This is a genomic window from Halobaculum magnesiiphilum (genome assembly GCF_019823105.1).
GTDB lineage: Archaea > Halobacteriota > Halobacteria > Halobacteriales > Haloferacaceae > Halobaculum > Halobaculum magnesiiphilum.
On sequence record NZ_CP081958.1, the window covers coordinates 1,746,479 to 1,766,820 of the forward strand.

The following is a 20,342-nucleotide window of genomic DNA, read 5'->3' on the forward strand; positions in this document are numbered from 1 at the left end:
GATGCCCCACCAGTGTACCAACTGCGGCCGCACGTTCGCCGACGGCTCCAAGGAGATGCTCTCCGGGTGTCCCGACTGCGGCGGCAACAAGTTCCAGTTCCGCCCTGCGGGAGCGACGGACTCGGGTCCACCCGAAACGACGGAGTCCGGAAACCGGGGCGCTTCGACGCCATCGCGTGACGACGCCGACCGTGACACCTTCGCAGGTTCCGACCCTTCGACGAGTCCCGATCCGTCCACGGGCTCCGATCCCTCGTCGAGCGCGGTCGACGCCGGCTCGGCGTCGCCGTCGACGGGAACGGACGACTCCTCTCGGACGGCGCCGGACACCGAGGACGGCGCCCAGGCGAGCGCACGGTCGGACGTGGTCTCGCCGGACGAACTCGCGGCGGCGGCCGAACCGACCGAGCCCGCGTCGGAGCCCCCCGAGTCTCGGCAGGCCGACGACGAGCCCGCTCAGGGGGAGGAACCGGCCGACCCGAACCTCGACGCGCTCCGCCAGAAGCTCAACGACCAGTTCGAGTCCATCCGGATCGTCAGCCCGGGGCAGTACGAACTGAACCTGATGGAGCTGTACGACCGCGAGGAGTACATCATCTCGCTGCGCGAGGACGGGCGATACGTCATCGAGATGCCCGAGGGCTGGGACGACCGCTGAACGCGAAGTCCGAACGCCCCGTTCCACTCGAAACGACTCCCTTTCGGAACCGGACGACGCGGTCGATTTTCCCCGAATTACGTCGCTTCATCGGATGTTTCACGTTCCACCCGAAGTATCTTCCTCCACTCGAACTACACCCCCTCCCCCCGAACCCTACCCCTTCACTCGAACTGTTCCTCTCTCGCGAACCGTTCCCCCGTACTCGAACTGCATCCTCTCTCACGAATCCCACCTCCCCACTCGAACCGCACCGCTTCACCTCGCCACCCGAACTACATCGCTCCACCCGAACCGCACGGGTCCGCCGGAGCAGGATTCTGGTTCCGATAGTGCCTTGCCACCGGCACCTCCGATCGAACACGGATGCTCTCCGCGCTTCGCGAGCGTCTCCGATCGGCGCTGTTCGCCTTCCCCTCGCTGTTGGCTACGCTCGGGCTGGTCGACCGGCGGAAGGGGGAGGAGGCGTTCGACCTCGCGGTTCCGGTGATGGTGACCGGCGGCCTGCGGACGCTCCTTCGGGTCGCGGACTTCCTGATGGTCGGGATGTACGCCGGCGGCGCGGCGATCGCGGCGCTGGAGTTCGGCTTCCAGTACTACTTCATCCCGTTCGGCCTGGCGCTGGCGCTCACCTCGGGAACCATCAGCGTCGTCTCCCGGTTTCAAGGCGCCGACCAGCCCGCGGAGGCGAATTTCGCGATCAAACAGTCGCTGTGGCTCGCGCTCCTCCTCGCGGTTCCGATCACCGTCTTCACGCACTTCTTCGCGGAGGAGCTGATCGGCGTCCTCACCAACGACTCGCGGACGATCGCCCTCGGCGGCGACTACCTCCGGGTGGTGATGTACTCCGTCGGCTTCCGCTTCTGGTCGATGATCGCAGCCCGCGCGCTCGCCGGCTCGGGCGACACCCGCACGCCCATGTACGTCCGGCTGCTCACGCTCCCGACGAACGTCGGCCTCAACGCCGCGCTCATCTTCGGGCTCGGGCCGTTCCCGGAACTGGGCGTCGTCGGCGCCGCGTGGGGCACCGTCGCCGCGACGACGCTGGCGGGGGTCGTGTTCGGGTGGGCGCTGCTGTCGGGGCGCTACACCGTCCGGCTCCCGGTCGGCGGCAAGCAGTGGGACACCGGGATCGCGCGCGAACTCGTCCGCGTGAGCCTTCCCCTGGCCGGCACCCGGCTCTCCCGGACGTTCGGTCGCTTCCCGTTCCTGTTCCTGCTGGGCGTCCTCGGCACCGAGGTCGTCGCCGGCTACGCCATCGGCCGGCGGGTGATGCTCCTCGCGCTGATGCCCGCGTGGGGCTACTCCACGGCCGCCTCGACGCTGGTCGGCCAGGCGATCGGCGCCGGCGACGACGAGGAGGCCGACGAGTACGGCTGGCAGACCCTCCGGCTCGCGCTCGTCACCCAACTGCTCATCGGCGCGCTCATCGCGCTGGCCGCCCGGCCGATCGCTGCCGCGTTCGGCTCGGAGAACCTCGAACTCACCGTCACCTTCGTCCGGGTGTTCGGGCTCGGCGTCGCCGGCTTCGCCGTCTCGCGGACGATGCGGGGCGGCCTCCGCGGCGCCGGCGACACTCGCTGGCCCTTCTACGGCGGGATCATCAGCACCTACTTCGTCCGGCTCCCGATCGCGGTGCTCGCGCTCCCGGCCGGGTACGCGGCGACGCTGTTCACCGGCCCGCTCGCGGCGACCGTCGGACTCGCCCCCCTGATCGTCCCGCTCCCGGGGATGGGACTCGGGCTCCTGGCGGTGTTCGCGGCCATCCTCGGCGACATGTACGCCCGCGCGGCCGTCAACCTCGTTCGTTACCACAGCGACGCGTGGAAAGCCGTCGCCCGCGAGTCCGGCGTCGGCGCGTCGGCGGACGCGGACTGACGGCCCGTTCGCCGATGCGGATTGACGTCCCGTTCGCCGATGGCGACCGACGACGCGATGGCGAACGCGGAGTGAACGACCTGCCGGCGGGACCGTCGCTTCGTGTCCGTCCGCGCGGCTCGCCGTCGGCTGACGGCGACGGAATGAAGCCTTTATGCACCACGCCTTGCCACGTCGAGGCATGAGCAAGGCGACGAAGATCGTGCTCGGTACCGTCGGCGTGTCGGCCGTCCTCGCGGTCGGCATCATCCTCGTTCTCGCGTTCGGGTAAGATGGCCGGCTTCGAGCGACGAACGCTCACCCCGCCCGTCGAGGCCGTCCGCGAGGCGTACGCACCCGACAGCGTCGTCCTCGACGCCGGGGCGGACTTCGAGACGCTTCCGCCGGAAGCCGCCGAGGAGCTCGGCCTGCTGGTCGACGCGCTCGATCCCGCCGCGTACCCGAGGGAATGGCTGCCCGACGACGCGCCGGCACAGCTCCGCCGATATGCGGGGTCGGACTTCACCATCGGGATGCCCGGCGACGGCACCGTCGTGTGGACGCGGCAGACGACGCCGCCGACGGTCATCGCGAAGAAGCGCGCGGAGGGAACGCCCGAGGACTTCCTCGCGTTCCTGCTGTCCGAGGCGTTCGTCGAGCTGTCGCTTGAGGTTCCCGAGCACTTCCTCCCCTTCTTCGGCGAGTCGTACCGAGACCTCGCGGCGGCGACGCCGCTGGGCCCCAACGAGACGTACCAACTGGCAGCCGCGCTGTTCGACGCCTGGGTCGGCATCCAGTCGCGCGAGGAGTTCTCCGGCTGGGCCGCGGACGCCGGCGGCAATGGCGATACGGGCACCGACGGCAACGCGGACGCCGCCGCCGACGCGGATGCCGGGGCTACCGCCCACCCCGAGATCCACGCCGCGTGGGCCGACGCCGGCGACCGCCTCGTCGACCGTCTGGAGAACCTTCCGGCGGAGGTCGCCCACGGCGACCTCTCGTTTACCGCGGCGACGGAGTACGCCTGCGCGGCGGTGAAACACGACCTCGACCTTCCGGCGCCGTTCTCGGCGCTCGACACCGCCGCCTACCGCGACCACGGCGCCGACTACGCGGTCCGATGGGCCGAGAAAACGTTCGAGAAGCTCGGCGAGTAGTCCTCCTTCCAGACGAACGTTCAGTTCGCGCCGGTACTCCGTTGGCTGCTACTCCCCCGGCAGCTCGACCGCCACGCCGCCGTCGTCGGTGAGATCGATCACCACGTCGAACAGCTCGCGGAAGCGCCGGATCTCGTCGTCGTCGTGGACCTCCCGCGAGAGGTGGAACAGCCCGACCGCGTCGTACTCGGCGAGCAGATCGAGCATTCGGCTCGTGGCGTCGTGGACGCCGTCGACGTCGGCGTAGTAGGCGAGCTCCGTGAGCGAGTCGACGCTGATCCGGCGTTTGCCGGCGTGGGCCGCGAGAAAGCCCTCGACCTGTTCGACGATCCCGTCGAGGTCGTCGGGCGCGGAGACGTACCGGAAGTGGTCGGCGGTGCGTCGCGAGTACCCGCGTTCGACCGAGATCGTGTCGAGGATCTCCGCGCGCGACTCGTCCACGTCGTAGTGTTCGAGCTTCTGTTCGACCTCCCGGGCGGTGGTTCGCGTGGAGACGACGAGGAAGTTGTCGGTGTCGGCCTTCAGGAAGTCGGTGTCGATGCGGTCCGTCTCGCCGATGCTCGGGTGGAGCAGAAGGACTCCAGTCCCGCCGGGAACGGTCGTGTCTACGTCGCCGACGGCGAGCGTGTAATCCATGCCCGAGACTCCGGCCGCGTAAACTTAAATTTCGTTGGGCGGACCGGCCCCATCCGGCCCTACCCGGTCCCGATCGGAATCGGCTCGAACGAGTAGCCGCTCAGAACTCGCCTTGAACGATCTCGAGGACCTCCTCGCGGTCGTTCCAGGAGACGAAGATCGCGACGGAGGTGGCGGAGGTGATGATGTCGTGGACGTTGATCCCCGCCTCGGCGATGGGGCCGACGATGTCCGAGACGACGCCGGATCGGTTCGGGAGCTCCCCGCCCATGACGCGGATGACGGCGTAGTCGCCCTCGGTGCTGACCGACGACAGCGAGCCGTCGCCGACGACGACTTCGTCGTGCAGGGCCGCCTCCGCGCGGTCGGAGACCTCGGTGTCGACGTAGAACGTCACGGAGTCCATCCCCGAGGCGACGGCGTCGATGTTGATCTCCTCGTCGCGCAGCGCCTCCGAGAGGTCCGCGAGGATCCCCGGACGGTTCCGGATGGCGCGTCCGGCGACCGTGATGCACGCGAGGGGATCCTCGCGCATGTCGATGAGGTTCTCGAAGCTCCCCTCGATCCGGGTGCCGCCGCCGAGGAGGTCGCCGTGCTGGTAGTGGACGACGCGGACGCCGAGGTCCTCGTCCTTGTACACGAGCGCCGAGGGGGCGATCACCTCGGCGCCGCGGAACGAGAGGTTGCGCAGCTCGTCGACGGTGATGCTCGCGACGTTGCGCGCGCCCTCGACGACGTGCGGGTCGCCGGTCATGACGCCCTCCACGTCGGTGACGATGACGACCTCGTCGGCGTCCATGTACTTGCCGAGCATGACGGCGGTCGTGTCCGAGCCGCCGCGGCCGAGGGTGGTCACGTCGCCGTCGATCGTCTGCGCGAGAAAGCCGGTGATGACCGGCACGACGCCGTCCATCTGGGCGGCCAGCGCGGCCGCGCGTTCCTTCGTCGCCTCCACGTCGACCTCGCCGACCTCGTTGGTGATGACCGGCCAGTCGTCGCGGCCGGGTTCGAGGAAGACGGCGTTGACGCCGCGGGCGCTCAGCGCGGCCTTCAGCATGCGCACGGAGGTGCGCTCGCCCATGGAGACGATCTGCGCGCGGTCCTCGTCGCCGACCTCGAAGGTGATCTCGTCGAGGAGGTCGTCGGTCGTCGACCCCATCGCGCTCGCGACGACGGCGATCTCGTGGCCGGACTCCACGGCCGCGGCGATCGAGTCGGCGGCCCGCTCGACCCGGTCGCCCGAGCCGAGGGAGGTGCCGCCGAACTTCGCGACGACCCGCATTACGACCGCACCTCGTGTCCGCCCGGTGAACGTACGTCGGATTCTCCGCGATTCATGCCGCCGGATAACACCGGTTCGCGTTTAACGCTGTCCTCTGTCGCAAGGGTCGCCGGTCGCGCGGCGTTCGCCGCCCCCACGCTCGCGGGGAGTTTTTCCCTCCCGGCCGCGACGGGGCGGACATGGTCGGACGCAGCCGGCGGTTCGCCCTCGCGGACACCGCCCAACAGATCGTCGGCGGCTTCCTGCTCGCGGGGCCGTTCGTCGTCACCGACGAGGTGTGGGGGCTCGCCGTCGGGATGTCGTGGTATCAGGCGGCCGTGACCGTCGGGATCGTCCTCGCGGTCGGCTACGGGGCGTTGTACAAGGCCGACGACGACCGCGACCCCGACCGCGAGGCGGAGGTCGGCGGGGTGCCGCTGCGGTTCGTCTCGCTCATCGCCGTCTCGTATCTCTCGGTCGGGATCCTCGCGCTGTCGTTCGACGCGCCCGCGACGCTCATCCCGAACCACGTCGAGCCACCCGTGCCGATGCGCGATCAGGTGTACATCACGCTGAAGGCGATGAGCGTCGGCTCCGTCTTCTCGGTGATCGGCGCGGCGACGGCCGACTCCGTGTTCTGAGTCGCGCCGACACTGCGTCCTCCGTCCCGACTCTGCGCCCTCCGCCCCGACTTTGCGTTCACCGACCTGACTCCGCGTCCTCCCTTCGACGGCCGCTGAAGCGGCTTTCAGTAATCCCAACTACGTAACTCAGCTTCCGAGAACGCCTTTCTCGGCGCTTCGAGTAGTTCCGATATGGTCTCGCTGGTCCGCCGCTACTACCTCTACCGCGCGTCGCTGTCGTCGGGCTTCTACATCCCCGTCTCGGTCATCTACATGGAGTCGAGGGGGCTCGGGCTCCCCGAGATCGGCCTCGTGCAGGGGACGTTCCTGTTCTCGATGGTCGTCTGGGAGCTGCCGACCGGCTACCTGGGCGACCGACTGGGCCGTCGGGCGTCGCTCGCGCTCGGGAGCGTCGTCACCGTCGCCGTGATGGCGGGGTTCGCGCTCGCGAACTCGACGCTCGGGTTCGCCGTCGTCTACGGGCTGTGGGCGGTCGCGTGGACGCTCAAGACCGGGACCGCGGACGCGTGGCTGTACGAACTGCTCGCGACCCGCGGCGGCGAGGACGAGTTCTCCCGCGTTACCGGCCGGGCCGATTCGGCGCTCCGGCTGGTCTCGGCCGCCGCGGCGCTGTCGGCCAGCCTCCTGTACACCGTCGACCCGACGTTTCCGTTCTTCGCAAACGCGGGGCTTGCCGCCCTCGGGCTCCCGGTGTTGTTCACGCTTCCGCGGACGCGAGGGGTCGACGCCGATCAGGTGGGGCGACCCGACGAGCCCGCCGATACTGGCCCGGACTCGTCGCCGATCGGGGTCCGCGAGGCAGCACGCGTCCTCCGCGAGCAGCTCTCGCGTCCGTCGATCCGCTGGGTCGTCGCGTACGCGGCGCTGTTCAACCTCGTGTTCTCGGTGACTCGCGTGTTCGAACAGCCGGCGATGCGGTCGGTCGGCGTCCCGGTCGCGGGGCTGGGGGCGCTGTACGCCGGATTCAAGCTCGTCTCGGCGGTCGCGTCGAGCCTGACCGGCGCCGTCCACGACCGGCTCGGAACCCGCGGGGTGTTGTTCCTCCTCGTCCCCGTCGTCGCGGTCGCCTACGGGGCCTTCGCCGTCGTTCCGGCGCTGCTCGTTCCGGCGCTGTTCCTCCGACGGGGCCTCCAGCGGATCACCCGCCCGGTTCGCACCGAGTACATCAACGACCGGGTGGAGGACGTGGGACGGGCGACGGTGCTGTCGGGCGTCTCGATGGTGCTCACGCTGATCTCGGGCACCGCGAACGTGCTCGGCGGACGGATCGCGGAGACGGTCGGCCCGCTGACGTTCCTCTCCGCGACCGGCGTCGTCGTCTCGCTGGCGGCCGGACTCCTCTGGATCGGCGTGCGCCCGGTCAGAACCGTGTCGCCCGACGCGGCGGCGTCGTGAGTCGGCGCGGTTCCGGGGTGGCCGCTCCGCGCGCTTCGGATCGGGTCCACGGGAGATCGATCGCTGTGGGACACTGACACCGCGCCACCTGCAGCGAACGCCGTCATCAGCCGTACTTCCGTTGGAACTCCTCCTCGGACTTCGTGAGGTAGATAACCGCCTCGATGAGGGCGATCGTTCCGGGGATGAGCGTCCACGACAGCAGCAGGTAGAGGATCCCGCGACCGGTGTTCCCGAGGTAGAAGTGGTGAGCACCGATGAACCCGAGGAAGATGGCGAGCAGCGCCGCGCTGGTCTTGTCCTTCGATCCGGACGTGGACGCCGACGTGTCCGACTGGCGAACCCCACACTCGGGGCAGAGCTCCGCCTGCTCCTTGATCACGGAGCCGCAACTGGAGCAGTACATCTCGCCGGCGCCGGCGGTCGGACTCGACCCTCCGCCGGTATCGTCGGCCCGACCGCTGGCGCCCGCTGCGGTCGCCTCGGTGGTCCGGTTCTCTCCGTCATTCCGGGCAGGTTCGGCCCCTCCGGAGTCCGCCGTCGCGTCCGCCGAACCGGACGATCCGCCGCTGTCGACCCCGCGGTCGCCGGAACCGCGTTCCGGATCGGCTTCGGACGGCTCCCCGTCTGGTTGACGATCGCCGGTTTCGGACCCTCGGGTGCCGGTACGCCGGTCGGCGGCAGTATCCGCGCCGGCGTCGGACTCCCGTCGGGAGTCCCCGCGTTCGCCGTCGGTACTCGTCGCGGCGTCGGCCGTCTCCGACGGGCCGGTATCGGTGTCCGCGTCCGCAGTCGCCGATCGCTCTGCGGTGTCGCCGCCAGTGTTCGACTCGTCGCCCTCGTCAGGTTCGTCGTCGCCGAAGCCCCAGCCGCTGTCGGTGGCGGCTCCCGAATCCGCTCCCGACCGCGATGTCGACGTGGACGTGTCGACGCCGTCGACGTCGCCGGACTCGGCGACGCTATCGTCCGCTCCGCCCGCACGTTCCCCGGTCGTCGCGTCGTCGAAGCCCCACGAGTCGCCGGCGTCGGGTCCGTCGTCGCCGAACCCCCAGCCGTCGTCGCGGTCGTCGCCGACGGTGCCGCCGTCGCCCCCGCTCCCGCCGCCGAAGTCACCGCCGCTCGTCTCGGCGGCCGCGAACGAGTCGACGCTGCCGCCGGTTCCGGCCGTACCGGTCCCCCCCGCCGCGCCCCGACCGCCGGCGGTCGAAAACGAGATCGAGCCCGCGGCGATCGTCGCCGACACGCGGCCGGACCCGCCGGCCGGATCGAACCGCTCGGTCGCCTCCGGGCCGCCCCTGACCTGGACGCCGATCTCGACGGGGCCGGCGACCGACTCCGACCACTCGCGCCGGGCTCCGGGATCGAGCGTCACCCGATCGACGAACAGGACGTCCCCGTCCGCCCGACAGCCCACGTTCGCCGTCGTCCGCGATCCCGTCTCGTTGACGACGGCGATCGCGAGGTCGTCGGGGAGGTTCTGGTCCATCCAGTCCATTCGTGGTTGCCGATCCCGTCGGACGGTCTTAATTCCCCGACACGAACGGCCCCCGCGACGAGCTGACACGGATGACCAGTCGCCGTCCCCGGCACGTCGAGGGCCGACCGCTCACCGTCCCTCGGCGAGGCGGCTCCCGATCCGCTCGGGAAGTCCGGCGTCCGCGACCGCCGACGCGACGGCGTCGACGTCGTACTCGACGCGGCACTCCTCGACCGTCCGGTCGTCGAGATCGAGGACCGCGTAGGCGGCCCGGGGATCGCCGTCGCGCGGCTGGCCGACGCTCCCGGGGTTCACGACCACCCCCTCGTGGAAGACGCCGTGGTGTTGCACGTGGGTGTGCCCGAGAACGAGCGCGTCGAGGTCGTCCCCCTCGACGCCGAGGCGGTCGGCGGCGCTGCCGATCAGGCCGCCGGCGAACTCCCCCGGTCGAGTGTAGTGATCCGGGTCGTCGGGGTGCCCGTGGGCGACGGCGACGCGGCCGTCGGCGACCGTCCGCCGCGCGGGCAGGTCGGCGAGCCACGCGAGCGCCTCGCCATCTAGTTCCTCGCGCGCGTGAGCGACCCCAGCGCGGGCCATGGCGTTGAACCCCGGCGCCGACCCGGCGGCGACCGCCCGGTCGTGGTTCCCCTGTACCGTCGGGATCGCCCGCTCGCGCACCGCCGCGACGCACTCGGCGGGCCAGGGGTTGTACCCGACCACGTCGCCCGCACAGACGAGCCCGTCGACGGGCGGCATGTCGTCGAGCACCGCCTCCAGCGCGATCCGGTTGCCGTGAACGTCCGAGAGGAGCCCGAGTCGCACGTCATGGAACACGGACTCGGGCGTAGTAGTTCCGGCGGCGGACGCGTCACCCGCCCGCGAACCGGCTCACGCGATCGCACGGATCCGGATGCGCGTTCAGCCGCGACAGGGGTCCCGTCCCAGTTCGAGCGTCTTCAAACACTCGAGGTGCGCCTCCAGCGCGGGGTTCGACCGATAGGAGACCGTCCCGGTGTGCCGATCGAACCGGACCACGTTCCGCTCCTGCAGCTTCGGAAGGTGCGTGTGCCGGAGCTGAAGCGCGAGCCGTTCGGTGCCGTCCGGCTTCCCCGCGTGGACCGAGCCCGATCGCTTGCCGACCGCGTCGACCAACTCGTCGAACGAGATCTCGTCGCCGGACCGACACTTCAGTTCGTACAGCACGATCCGCCGGATCGGGTTGTTGACCAACTCCAGCACCGTGTCGAACGAGTACGGCAGCGGAACGATGTCCTGGGGATCGGAGTCGCGAGACGAGCCTCCCGATCGGCCGTCGACGGTCCGCCGGAACGACGGGCCGGCGGACGGATCCGCGGACGAATCGGCCGTCGAGACGGTCCACCCGTCCCCGTCGCGTTCGACGACGGCGTCGTACAGCGGCCGGAGCATCGCGAGCATCGACTCCGGACAGTCGTCCGGGTTCACGTGGTGGTGCGCGGACACGTCCAGATCCGCACACAGGGTGTTCAGTCCTCGCACGAGGTCGACGACGTCCTGAGCGGCGTACCGGTCCACCAGAACGTTCAACGAGTCCAGACACAGCTGCGTCCGGTGGTCGGTGTCGCTCCACGCGCCGACCTGTGCCGCGATGGTGGCGGTGAGATCCAACAGCTCGGCGTCCTCGGGGAGCGTTTCGAGCTTGATCGACGGAACCGACGAGACGGCCGTCGCGCCCTCCCCGCTCCCCTCGCGCCGGGCGTCGAGGATCGCGGCCCGGTCCGGCAGCTCCTCCCCGACGTACCGGTGCCACACGTCGAGCCTGTCGTCCGGCCCCTTGTTCAGCGTCACGCAGATGACGTTCGGGTGCGGCGGGCTGTGGCGCGTGAGCAACTCCGTGCACGCCGTCTCGTCCGTACACGAGTCCGCCGGGGCGACGAGCAACACCGTCGACGCGTCGCCGATGGATTCGGCGACCGAGCCGTTAATTCCAGTCATAGGGACGGAGTACAACACGCTGTCGGATAAATATACGCGAAAAAACACGTCCGCCGACGAGCGGGCGTGCGTGGCGCCTCGGATCGGTCGCTCGCTGTCGCTCGCTCACGGGCGACTTCGCTCCCCGTTCTCTACGAGGCATTCACTTCGTTCGTGCCTCGCCTCACTCGTCCTCGCCCGATTCTGGGCGGAGCGGCACGGGACTGCTCCGCCGTTCTTCCGAGGAGTTCGTTTCACTTCGGTCAACTCACTCCTCTCCCGTATTCTGTACGGCGAAGGAACTCCCCCCGTCGCCGACGTGAACGCCCGCCGCACACACCGCGTGCTCGTAGTCGAGTCCGTACGCATTCCGTGCGGCCGCCACCGCCGTCCGCGGTTCGAACTCGAACGCCCGGGGCTCGTCCTCCTCGTACGTCGCCACGAGATGCGGCTCGTCGACCTCCCGAACCACCAGCGCGTCGCGGCGGACGATCCCGACGTAGCCGGCGTCCTCCTCGACGACCCCCGCGACGCGCGGGGTGTCGTAGTCGTCCTTCTCGTAGTCCAGCGCGTGCAACGCCTCGACGAGCGCGTCGCGGGCGGGGTACCCCCGGTTGTACTTCTCGGCGACTGGGTCGACGTGCGAGCCGTTGCCGATCACGGCTCCCTCGCCCGCCGCCCGCGCGCAGTTGTAGGAGACGTACGGGTTGTCCGTCTCCTCGGCGTCGGCCGTCGGCACCACCGTGAGCGTGTCCTCGCCCCGCCGCGTCACCTTCCGGTTCGGGAACGAGCGCGAGGAGACACGGTACGCGCCGACCTTCGGCCCGACGACGACGAATCGTCCGATGTACATACACGACTGTGCACCACGAGCCGATAAGTAGGTGGTGATATATACACGTGTGAGGGGGTACCCGCGGCAGCGCGAAGGGGACCCCTCGCCTTCGTCCGGGGCTTCCCGGCTCCACTCGGGAACTTCTCGTCCCCTCCTGTGAACGTCCCGCCTCCGCCCGCGACCCCTCCGCACTGAACGAACGTTCAGAACGTTTATCGGGGCGGGCGACGTGCACCGATCGAAACCCGTGCGAACCCCTTCAGTATCCGTCGTCGCCGGTTGTCTGCTTCTCGTCGTCGCCGGGGTCGCGGGTGTCTCCGCGCCCGCCGCCGCCGACGCGTTCGTCACGATGACCTCCGACGTGTCCACCGAGGACCCGGTCCCCGACGAGGCGTTCACCGTCACGACGACGCTGGCGAACGACGACGACAGCGACGACACGTACCGCATCACCGACCTCTCGGTCGCCGAGGTCCCGGACCGCAACTACGACGAGGACGACGAGGAGTTGGCCGTCCTCGACGTCTCCGACTCGCTCGGACCGGACACCGAGCGGACGTACGACTTCTCGGTCACGCTCGAGGACTCCGGCGAACAGACGGTCTACGTCCACGCCACGTTGCTCGGCCCCCGCGCCGAACGCAAGCACATCGTCCAGCCGGTGACCGTCGACGTCGACCGCCCGAACCCGCAGCTCGAACTCGACGTCAGCGACGCGGTCGTCGGCGCCGAGCGGACGATGAACGTCACCGTCGCCAACGGCCTCAACGCGTCCGTCAGTCAGATCGACGTGCGGGTCGACTCGCCCGCGGACGCGCTGACGTTCCGGACGAGCAGCCGCGTTCGCGCGACGCTGGCCGGCGGCGACACCGCCGGGTTCACCTTCCCGGTGAAGGCGACCGAGGCCGGCCAGTTCCCGGTCGAGGTGACGCTCACGTACACGCTCGACGAGGACCGCCGAACCGTCACGCGGACGTTCGACGCCGACTTCACCGAGCCGCAGAACCCCGGCGAGATCCGCCTCACCGGCGTCAGCGTGACGCGCGGCCCGGGCGGCGTGCTCCAGGTCGCCGGCACCGCGGCCAACGTCGGCAGCACCGACGTGGACAGCGTCATCGTCAGCGTCGTCGACGGCGACGGGGTCCGGGGGGCCGACCCACAGCCCGACTACTTCGTCGGCGGCGTGGAGGGGAGCGACTTCGCCTCCTTCGACCTCAACGCCGAGCTGACCGGCGATCGGACCACGGTGCCCGTCCGCGTCGAGTACGTCGTCGACGACGTCCGGCGCTCGTACACGACCGACGTGCGCGTGAGCCAGTCCATGCTCGCGACCCCGACGCCCGCTCCGCAGGGCGGCCCGCTCGGCGGGCTCCCGCTGCTCCCGGCCGCCGTCGCCGCGCTCGTGGTCGTGCTCGGGGGCGCGCTCGTGCTCCGCCGCTGATGGCGGGACGCGACGGCACACCGGGGTCCAACGGCGAACCGGGACGCGACGACGCGGCTCCCGACGGGGTGGCCCCTGACGACGTGAATCCCGACGAGGGATCGACCCGCCCGGTCATCGCGGGCCGCGACGTGGTGAAGGAGTACGTCACCGGCGGCGAGACGGTGCGCGCGCTGCGCGGCATCGACTTCCGGGTCGACCCCGGCGAGTTCGTCGCTATCGTCGGCCCGTCGGGGTCGGGGAAGTCCACCCTCCTGAACATGCTCGGCCTGCTCGACGTGCCGACGAGCGGGCTCGTCGAGCTCGACGGTGTCGACGTGGAGACGTTCGGCGACGCCGAGCGCACCCGACGGCGCAAGGAGACCATCGGCTTCGTCTTCCAGAGCTTCCACCTCATCCCGACGCTGACGGCCGTCGAGAACGTCGAGGTGCCGCGGCTGCTCGATCGCACCCCGACGCGGACGCGCGAGGCCGCCACCGACCTCCTCGAACGAGTGGGGCTCGGCGACCGCCTCGAACACTACCCCGACGAGCTGTCGGGCGGGCAGAAACAGCGCGTCGCAATCGCCCGCGCGCTCGTGAACGACCCGCGGCTCCTGCTGGCCGACGAGCCGACCGGGAACCTCGACCGCGACACGGGCGACCAGATCCTCGCGGAGTTCGACGCGATCACCGACGAGGGCGTCGCCGTGGTCACCGTCACCCACGACGATTACGTCGCGCAGTCCGCCGACCGCGTCGTCAACCTCATCGACGGCACCGTCCGCGAGGACGAGGAGGCGGTCACCGGATGAACCTCCTCGACCGGCTGTGGGGGGCGTTCCCGGCGTTCCTCATGGCCCGCCGGAACGTGGCGCGCGCGAAGACGCGCTCGGCGCTGGCGGTCGCGGTCATCCTCATCGGCGTCGTCGCCATCGGCGCCATCGGCGCCGGCGGCGTCGCCTTCCAGGAGTCGCAGTTCGAGACGCTCGGCTCCATCGGCGCCGACCTCCAGGTGTTCGCCGGCGAGGACAACGAGAACGGCTACCTCACCGCCGCCGACGTGGGGCGGATCGACCGCGTCAGCGGCCAGGCCGAGATCGTCCCCCTGAAACAGGGGAACGCCGACGTGATCGAGGGCGGCTCGACCGCCGGGAGTGCGACCGTATACGGCGTCGGCGAGCCGTCGACGCTGTATGAGGTGCGCGAGGGGTCGATCCCGCCGAACTGGCGCAACGGCGTGCTCGTCGGGTCGACGCTCGCCGACCGGTACGACCTGCGCCCCGGCTCGAAGGTGACGCTCCGCCGCACGGTCACCGAGGACGGCGAGACCGTCCGCCGGACCGAGGAGTACCGGGTGACCGCCGTGCTCGCGCAGGCCGGACAGGCGGACATCGCCAACCCCAACGAGGCGTTCGTGCTCCCGCCAGACGAGTTCGACGACGACGCCTTCGCGCAGGTGATCGTCCGCGCGGAGGACGCCACCGCGGCCAACGAGACCGCGATGCAGATCAAGCGGACGTTCAACGGCCGTCGCCAGCTGGTCTCCGTCTTCGAGCGCGGCGACGTCGCCGAGCAGATCGACGAGGCGTTCCGGCTGATCAACCTCTTTCTCGTCGGCATCGGCGCCATCTCGCTGGTCGTCGCGGGCGTCTCCATCGCCAATGTGATGCTCATGTCGGCGATCGAGCGCCGCGAGGAGATCGGCGTGTTGCGCGCGGTCGGCTACCAGAAGCTCGACATCGTCCGGATCATGCTCGCGGAGGCGACCGTGCTCGGCGTCGTCGGGTCGCTGCTGGGCGGCGCGGTCACGCTCGGGGTCGTCGCGGTGATCAACGACGCCCTGCTGGGCGACCCGTTCGCCTTCCCGCCCGGATCGCTGGGGTACGTCGCCGCGGGGATGGTGTTCGGCGTGATCGCGAGTCTCCTCGCTGGGATCTACCCCGCGTGGACGGCCGCCCGCGAGCGGCCCGTGGAGGCCCTGCGTGGGTGACCACGGTCGGCCGGCGGTGCGGTCCGGCGGCGTCGCGTCCGCGGTGCGGTCCGGCCGCGTCACGCCCCTCGCCGGCTCCGCCGGCTTCGGGGGGTTCATTACCGCGCGTCCGCGAGGGGAGGCGAGGGATGAGTGACGGTTCGAACGGGGGCGTCGACGCGCCAGACGGCGAGGGAGCGCCGGACGTGAACACCCTGATCATGGAAGCGACCTACCGCGCGCTGTGTGAGCACGGCTACGCCGAGTTGAGCGTCTCGCACATCGCCGCGGAGTTCGAGAAGAGCAAGTCGCTGTTGTACTACCACTACGACTCCAAGGACGATCTCCTCGCGGGGTTCCTTCGGTTCGCCGGCGACCACTTCCTCGCGATGCTCGACGAGGCCGAGCGCGAGGCCGACTCGCCGGTCGACCGCGTCCGCTCGTTCGTGGACATCTACCTCGGGGCGGAGCTGGACGAGGAGATGGCCGAGGCGCAGCGGGCGATGATCGACCTCCGCGCGCAGGCGGTGGCCGAGCCCCGGTTCCGCGAGGAGTTCACGCGCATCGACCGTCACCTCCGCGAGCGACTCGCGACCGCGCTCGCCGACGGCGTCGAGGCGGGCGTCGTCGACGACGCGGTCGACCCGGAGCCGACGGCGACGTGGCTGCTGTCGGCGCTCTCCGGGGCGATGCTCCAGCGCCACACCGCCGACTACGACGTTGTCACGCCCGTCAGGACGCTGCTTCACGGCTACGTCGACCACTACGCCGTCAACGCCGACAGCGACGGAGAGTAACTCGACGAGCACAGCCTTTTCACGCCGCCCGAAGTGTCACCGTGTATGGGAGACGACGAACGACCCGCCCGTACCGATCGCGACGACCGCCGCTCGCTTTCCCGGCTCGGACGCGTGCTGTTCGGGCTCGGACTCGCGCTACAGGCCTCGGAGGACTTCCGCGACATCGACGACTCGATCGAGTACGCCGAGTCCGCGGGCGTGCCGATGCCCGAACTCGCCGCGCCGTTCGCGTCGGGGATGATGCTCGTCGGCGGGCTCGGCCTCGCGTTTTGGCGGCTCCCCCGCATCGCGACCGGCGCGGTCGTCACCTTCCTCGCGGTGGTGACGCCGACGATGCACGACTTCTGGAACGAGGAGGACGACGCCAGCGGCGAGCGCCTCGCCTTCTTCGGCAACCTCGCGATGTTCGGCGCCGCCTTGGCGTTCCTGCGCGAGGCGTATCGGTCGTAACGCCGCTCGGCGAACCGACCGGCAACCACCTCGACGGTCGTCTCGACCGCCGTCCGTTGATTCCGAATCACGTATCGAATAAAAATCAATAACGACTAAGATGTTTCTCAGTCACTCACCGGTGACGATGACAAAGGCACTCAAGGCGTCCGGATTCCTCGGATTGGCGGTGATGATGGCGGTCGGACTACATCAGTTCGTTATCCTGTCGGGCGGGTCGGCGGTCCCGCCGTGGATGATCGGCGGCCACGCCCACCTCGGCGTGTTGTCGATCCTCGCGATCGTGATGGGGTTCGCGGTGCCCGCGCTGGGCGTGGTCGGGCAGCTCAGAACCGCTGTCACCGGGCTGTTCATCGCCGGGCAGTGGGGGATCCCGGGGATCGTCTGGCTCGGCGAGGGGTTCGGCCTCACGTTCCTCATGCCGACCGGGTTCCTCTGGGGCGGCGCGCTCATCGCCTCGATGCTCATCATGCTGTACAAGACGGTGACGACGGAGGAGGCGGGCGGCGGCGGGCGCGCGGGCGTCGCCCCGGCGGACGACTGAGTCGCGTTCTCCCTTTCCAGGCGGCAGTTCTCACCTGGCACCTGGTACGCCCGGGCGGTTGCTACACGTCGCGTCGGCCGAACAGCGCGACCGCCGCGAGCGCGAACAGCGCCGTCACGCCCGCCAGCACCGCGACGGAATCGAGCGCGTACTCCCCGCGGACGAGCACCCCGGTCGGGTCGAGGTACCGCGCCGGCGCGAACGCGCCCACCCACTCGTAGTCGCTGCCGGTGACGACCGCCTCGACGATCCACGTGGCGAAGACGACGCCGAGGGCGACCCGTCCCGCGGTGCGGCCGCCGTCGACGGCGACGCCGAGGAACAGGCCGACGGCGCCCCACGCGAGCAGGTACGGCACCGACAGCGCGTGCAGCGCGAACAGGTCGACCGGCGAGAGCGGCTCCCCGACGACGACCGAGACGCCGTACAGCGCCAGCGGGACGACGACGTTCACGACGAGGATCGGGACCAGCAACGCGAGGAGGACCCCGCCGAGCACGCTCGCGCACGGCGCCGGCGCAGACAGCGTCGCGTCCAGCCTGCCGGTGGCGACGCCGCCGGCGACGCGCCCGGCCGCGACGTACGCGACGTACGCCGCGAGGCCGACGATCCACCCCAGCGTGTAGAACTCGGAGGCGAGGAGGCCGGCGACGCTCCCGAGCGACTCCAACCCGAACAGCGCGCGCATCGCCGGCGGCAACGCCTCGGTCATCGCCTCGATGTCGATCCCGGCGGTGACCTGCGGTCCGATCCAGACGTACAACGAGCCGAACAGCGACAGCGCGACGGCGGCGACGACCGCCGGCACGACCAGCCGTTCGGCCTCGTAGCGGGCGACCGTGAGCGTGGCTTTCGACTGACCCGCCGGGTTCGCCGTGCCCGCGACAGCCCGCGACCCGGCCGAGTCGCGGCTGTCGCGGCCGCTGCGGCTGTCGCCACGATCGCGGCCGTCACGGCCGCCGCGACCGTCCCGGCCCGACCGCGTCGACTCCGCGTCGGTCACACGTCCACCTCCCGGAACCGGAGGGCCGCCGCCGCGAGCAGGAGGACGGTCGCGCCCAGCAGCACCGCGGCCCCGCCCAGATCGTACTCGCCGGCGGTGAGCACCGCGACCGGATCGTAGTAGCGCGCGGGCGCGACCGCCCCCAGCCAGTCGATATCGGAGCCGGTCACGGCGACGCTCACGACGTACGTCGCCGCGATCGCGCCCGCGCCAGCGCCCTCCGCCACCCGACGGCTCGGCGCGAGCACCGAACACAGCGTCCCGATCGCGGCACAACACAGGAGATACGGCACCGACAGCGCGTGGACGGCGACCACGTCCGCCAGCGGCAGCGGGTCGTCGATCAGCACCGACCCACCGTAGACGACGCCGGCGACGACGACGTTCGCGAGCGCCACCGGGAGGAGGCTCGCGGCGTACGTCTCCGCGAGCAGCCGGGATCGCGAGATCGGCGCCGCGAGCACAAGCTCGACGGTGCCGTCGTCGATCCGACCCGCGAGGCTCCCGGCCGCCAGGTACGCGACGTACGTTCCGAGGCCGAACACCCAGCCGAACACGTACAGCTCCGCCGCCATGAACCCCGCGAGCGTCCCGATCTGCTCCAGGCCGAACGACTCGACGAGCGACGGCGGCAACTGCTCGGCGTACGCCGTCAGGTCGACCTGTTCGAGCAGTCCGGGCGCGACGAGCAGCATCATCCCGCCGAAGGCCGCGAGCGACACCGAGACGACCACCGACCCGACGACCCGCCGCTCGGCCTCGTAGCGGGCGACCTCAAGCATCGGTGGACTCCGCGGGGCGTCCCCCGCGCTCGGATCCGTCGCCGTGGTCGTCGCGCTCCGGACCGTCACCGTCGGCGTCGCGCTCGCGGTCGTCGGATTCACCGGCTTCGGCCCCGGTCGGCCCGCGGACCGTCGCGCCGTCGTCCGGGCCGTCGTCGTAAAAGCGCATGAACACGGCCTCCAGCGGCGCCTCCTCGATGGTCAGGTCGCGCAGGTCGAACCCGCCGAGCCAGTCGAGCAGCGGGTCGTACGCGCCGGTGTAGGTGAACGACACCGTCGAAGCGCCGTCGTCGGCCTCCGCGGCGGCCTCGGTCACCTCGATGTCGTGGGCGTCCGCCAGCGTCACGTCCTCGGGCGCGAGCGGGCTCGCGGCGTGGACGCGGACGGTCTTCCCGCTGCGTTCGAGCAGCGCCTCGACGTCCTCCAGGGCCGCCAGGCGTCCGTCGCGGACGATCCCGACTCGGTCGCACACCTTCCGGACCTCGCTCAACACGTGCGAGGAGAAGAACAGCGTCTTCCCGCGCTCGCGCTCGTCGCGGACGAACCGGTGGAACTGCTCCTGTTTCAGCGGGTCGAGCCCGGTGGTCGGCTCGTCCATGATCACGAGCTCGGGGTCGTGCATGAACGCGATCACGATCGCGAGCATCTGCCGGTTGCCGCGCGAGTACTCCCCCACGTCGCGGTCGAGCGGCGGGTCGAACAGCTCCAGCAGCTCGTCGCTTCGAACGTCGCCGCGGAGCCCGGCGTGGTACTCGAGGATCCGCCGGCCGCTGACGCGGTCGTCGAACGACGGCTCGCTCGGGAGGAAGCCGACGTTCGCGCGTGCCCGCCGGAGCGCGCCGGCGTCGGTGACGTCGGCGCCGAGCACCCGCGCGGTGCCCGCGGTCGGCGACTGAAAGCCCATGAGCGTCCTGATGGTGGTCGTCTTCCCCGCGCCGTTGGGACCGAGGAAGCCGAACACCTCGCCGGACTCGACGGCGAAGGAGAGGTCCTCGACGCCGCGGACGTCCCCGTAGTACTTCGTCAGCCCGTCGAGTTCGAGTGGCGGCATCTCTCCGTCCAACTGGACCACGACGGGGTATCAGTATACCGCCACTAGGTACTCCGTGTGAACTGTCATCGAACGGAATGCTCGCCATCTATCGAGTCCTAACGGTAACGGGAATCCGGCTTCGCCGTTTCGCAACACTCATAACTTCCGCCGGGCTACGATCGCCCGTAGTCGGCGAAGAAGCGTCGGCGAACATGTCAGTCCATTGGGGTAGCTGGCCAATCCTGTTGCCTTCTGGGGGCAACGACCCTGGTTCGAATCCAGGATGGACTACTTCTCTTCACACGTTTCCCGTAGAACGAACAGGAACCGGTGTGTGGCGATTTCCACACGAAACAGAGGGGTCTCGTTCCGGTTGCCGTCCCCGTCCCATCCTCATCCCAGTCCCCGTCGCCATCGCGCCACCGCCGGCACCCGACTGATTTACGCACGGGGCAGTTTCCTCCG

The 20,342-nt window shown here is 70.3% G+C and carries 21 protein-coding genes and 1 tRNA gene; 13 read left to right on the forward strand and 9 right to left on the reverse strand.

The annotated features are described in order from the left end of the window. The first annotated feature begins 1 nt into the window (after window position 1). The 4 genes from K6T50_RS08795 to K6T50_RS08805 all read left to right on the forward strand — a co-directional run bounded on the left by K6T50_RS08795 (window position 2) and on the right by K6T50_RS08805 (window position 3,672). Entirely contained in the window at window positions 2–658 is a 657-nt protein-coding gene (locus K6T50_RS08795) for a Zn-ribbon domain-containing protein (RefSeq protein WP_222606253.1), read from the forward strand. 366 nt (window positions 659–1,024) lie between these two features. After that, window positions 1,025–2,536, forward strand: coding sequence for an MATE family efflux transporter (locus K6T50_RS08800; RefSeq protein WP_222606254.1), 1,512 nt, complete (start codon window positions 1,025–1,027; stop codon window positions 2,534–2,536). Window positions 2,537–2,717: 181 nt separating this feature from the next. Then, complete coding sequence (locus tag K6T50_RS19285) at window positions 2,718–2,807, forward strand: hypothetical protein (RefSeq protein WP_425600880.1); 90 nt, start codon at window positions 2,718–2,720, stop codon at window positions 2,805–2,807. A gap of 1 nt (window position 2,808) precedes the next feature. Continuing rightward, window positions 2,809–3,672 (forward strand): DUF7089 family protein, encoded by an 864-nt coding sequence (locus K6T50_RS08805; RefSeq protein WP_222606255.1) that lies wholly within the window; start codon window positions 2,809–2,811, stop codon window positions 3,670–3,672. 48 nt (window positions 3,673–3,720) lie between these two features. On the opposite strand, the gene K6T50_RS08810 is transcribed toward K6T50_RS08805, so the two are convergent. Both K6T50_RS08810 and K6T50_RS08815 read right to left on the reverse strand, forming a co-directional pair. After that, on the reverse strand, window positions 3,721–4,308 hold the full coding sequence (locus K6T50_RS08810; RefSeq protein WP_222606256.1) for a DUF7090 family protein: 588 nt from the start codon (window positions 4,306–4,308) through the stop codon (window positions 3,721–3,723). A gap of 100 nt (window positions 4,309–4,408) precedes the next feature. Beyond that, window positions 4,409–5,590 (reverse strand): aspartate kinase, encoded by a 1,182-nt coding sequence (locus K6T50_RS08815; RefSeq protein WP_222606257.1) that lies wholly within the window; start codon window positions 5,588–5,590, stop codon window positions 4,409–4,411. 179 nt (window positions 5,591–5,769) lie between these two features. Between K6T50_RS08815 and K6T50_RS08820 the strand changes: the two genes are divergently transcribed. Both K6T50_RS08820 and K6T50_RS08825 read left to right on the forward strand, forming a co-directional pair. Then, on the forward strand, window positions 5,770–6,210 hold the full coding sequence (locus K6T50_RS08820; RefSeq protein WP_222606258.1) for a DUF2391 domain-containing protein: 441 nt from the start codon (window positions 5,770–5,772) through the stop codon (window positions 6,208–6,210). Window positions 6,211–6,384: 174 nt separating this feature from the next. Continuing rightward, entirely contained in the window at window positions 6,385–7,608 is a 1,224-nt protein-coding gene (locus tag K6T50_RS08825) for an MFS transporter (protein ID WP_222606259.1), read from the forward strand. A gap of 106 nt (window positions 7,609–7,714) precedes the next feature. Here K6T50_RS08825 and K6T50_RS08830 read toward each other — a convergent pair whose 3' ends face one another. The 4 genes from K6T50_RS08830 to K6T50_RS08845 all read right to left on the reverse strand — a co-directional run bounded on the left by K6T50_RS08830 (window position 7,715) and on the right by K6T50_RS08845 (window position 11,891). Then, on the reverse strand, window positions 7,715–9,103 hold the full coding sequence (locus K6T50_RS08830) for an NINE protein (protein WP_222606260.1): 1,389 nt from the start codon (window positions 9,101–9,103) through the stop codon (window positions 7,715–7,717). Window positions 9,104–9,214: 111 nt separating this feature from the next. Then, window positions 9,215–9,907, reverse strand: coding sequence for a metallophosphoesterase family protein (locus K6T50_RS08835; RefSeq protein WP_222606261.1), 693 nt, complete (start codon window positions 9,905–9,907; stop codon window positions 9,215–9,217). A gap of 96 nt (window positions 9,908–10,003) precedes the next feature. Then, on the reverse strand, window positions 10,004–11,059 hold the full coding sequence (locus tag K6T50_RS08840) for a DUF7504 family protein (RefSeq protein ID WP_222606262.1): 1,056 nt from the start codon (window positions 11,057–11,059) through the stop codon (window positions 10,004–10,006). A gap of 247 nt (window positions 11,060–11,306) precedes the next feature. Continuing rightward, window positions 11,307–11,891: an IMP cyclohydrolase gene (locus K6T50_RS08845; protein WP_222606263.1), complete on the reverse strand. Its 585-nt coding sequence runs from the start codon at window positions 11,889–11,891 to the stop codon at window positions 11,307–11,309. A 229-nt stretch (window positions 11,892–12,120) separates the two neighbouring features. Between K6T50_RS08845 and K6T50_RS08850 the strand changes: the two genes are divergently transcribed. The 6 genes from K6T50_RS08850 to K6T50_RS08875 all read left to right on the forward strand — a co-directional run bounded on the left by K6T50_RS08850 (window position 12,121) and on the right by K6T50_RS08875 (window position 17,059). Beyond that, the gene (locus K6T50_RS08850; RefSeq protein WP_222606264.1) at window positions 12,121–13,314 is read left to right on the forward strand and encodes a COG1361 family protein; all 1,194 of its coding nucleotides are present in this window, start codon (window positions 12,121–12,123) and stop codon (window positions 13,312–13,314) included. Beyond that, window positions 13,314–14,108, forward strand: a complete 795-nt coding sequence (locus K6T50_RS08855; RefSeq protein ID WP_222606265.1) for an ABC transporter ATP-binding protein — start codon at window positions 13,314–13,316, stop codon at window positions 14,106–14,108. Before K6T50_RS08850 ends, K6T50_RS08855 begins: the two co-directional genes overlap by 1 nt. Then, window positions 14,105–15,286, forward strand: a complete 1,182-nt coding sequence (locus K6T50_RS08860; protein WP_222606266.1) for an ABC transporter permease — start codon at window positions 14,105–14,107, stop codon at window positions 15,284–15,286. Before K6T50_RS08855 ends, K6T50_RS08860 begins: the two co-directional genes overlap by 4 nt. Before the next feature lie 128 nt (window positions 15,287–15,414). Continuing rightward, window positions 15,415–16,062 carry a TetR/AcrR family transcriptional regulator gene (locus K6T50_RS08865; RefSeq protein ID WP_222606267.1) on the forward strand — a complete coding sequence of 216 codons (648 nt, stop codon included), beginning with the start codon at window positions 15,415–15,417 and terminating at the stop codon, window positions 16,060–16,062. Window positions 16,063–16,107: 45 nt separating this feature from the next. Further along, a complete protein-coding gene (locus K6T50_RS08870; protein WP_222606268.1) occupies window positions 16,108–16,515 on the forward strand; it encodes a DoxX family protein in 408 nt (135 codons plus the stop codon). A 127-nt stretch (window positions 16,516–16,642) separates the two neighbouring features. After that, window positions 16,643–17,059: a DUF8059 family membrane protein gene (locus K6T50_RS08875; protein WP_222606269.1), complete on the forward strand. Its 417-nt coding sequence runs from the start codon at window positions 16,643–16,645 to the stop codon at window positions 17,057–17,059. A 61-nt stretch (window positions 17,060–17,120) separates the two neighbouring features. On the opposite strand, the gene K6T50_RS08880 is transcribed toward K6T50_RS08875, so the two are convergent. Genes K6T50_RS08880 through K6T50_RS08890 form a run of 3 tightly spaced genes read right to left on the reverse strand, consistent with a single transcriptional unit; the run spans window position 17,121 to window position 19,895 of the window. Further along, window positions 17,121–18,062, reverse strand: coding sequence for an ABC transporter permease (locus tag K6T50_RS08880; RefSeq protein ID WP_222606270.1), 942 nt, complete (start codon window positions 18,060–18,062; stop codon window positions 17,121–17,123). Next, entirely contained in the window at window positions 18,059–18,844 is a 786-nt protein-coding gene (locus tag K6T50_RS08885) for an ABC transporter permease subunit (RefSeq protein ID WP_222606271.1), read from the reverse strand. Before K6T50_RS08885 ends, K6T50_RS08880 begins: the two co-directional genes overlap by 4 nt. Next, a complete protein-coding gene (locus K6T50_RS08890; protein ID WP_222606272.1) occupies window positions 18,837–19,895 on the reverse strand; it encodes an ABC transporter ATP-binding protein in 1,059 nt (352 codons plus the stop codon). The genes K6T50_RS08885 and K6T50_RS08890 overlap by 8 nt, the downstream gene beginning before the upstream one ends. A 199-nt stretch (window positions 19,896–20,094) precedes the next feature. On the opposite strand from K6T50_RS08890, the gene K6T50_RS08895 reads away from it, so the two are divergent. Continuing rightward, window positions 20,095–20,168: transfer RNA gene (locus K6T50_RS08895), tRNA-Gln, on the forward strand. Window positions 20,169–20,342 lie beyond the last annotated feature (174 nt).